1 protein-coding gene is annotated in these 422 nt (G+C 61.8%); it reads left to right on the plus strand.

What is annotated here, in order from left to right:
* On the plus strand, nucleotides 1-294 hold a 294-nt coding region (locus P3W75_RS18015), incomplete at its 5' end, for a transposase (protein ID WP_276228678.1).
* Between the last annotated feature and the right edge of the window lie 128 nt (nucleotides 295-422).

Here is a 422-nt window from a genome sequence, read left to right on the forward strand (position 1 = left end):
GCACGCCAGTTCGCAGCCTGGCTAGGCCTGGTGCCAGGGCAGCATTCCACGGGCGGGAAACAGCGCTTGGGCAAGATCACCAAGCGCGGTGATACCTACTTACGCACCTTGCTCATCCACGGAGCCCGTGCGGTCGTGCGTTGTTGCGTCAACAAGAGCGATGCGCGCAGCCGCTGGCTGCAAGGCCTGCTGCAACGGCGTGATGCCAACGTCGTCGCCGTTGCCCTGGCCAACAAGAACGCCCGGATCATCTGGGCCCTGCTCAGTCGGGAGACACGCTACCAGCCTGCCTGAGTGCTCCAGCAGTACCGTAGTTGAATCGCTCCACCACGATTGCACAGTGAATGGCAATGATGACGAACCGGTCGAACCGGCCTGTATGAAACCTGAGTTATCCGCGGGCTCCCTGCTGCAGTGAAGCA

The organism is Pseudomonas citronellolis (assembly GCF_029335315.1).
GTDB classification, from domain to species: Bacteria; Pseudomonadota; Gammaproteobacteria; order Pseudomonadales; family Pseudomonadaceae; genus Pseudomonas; species Pseudomonas citronellolis_A.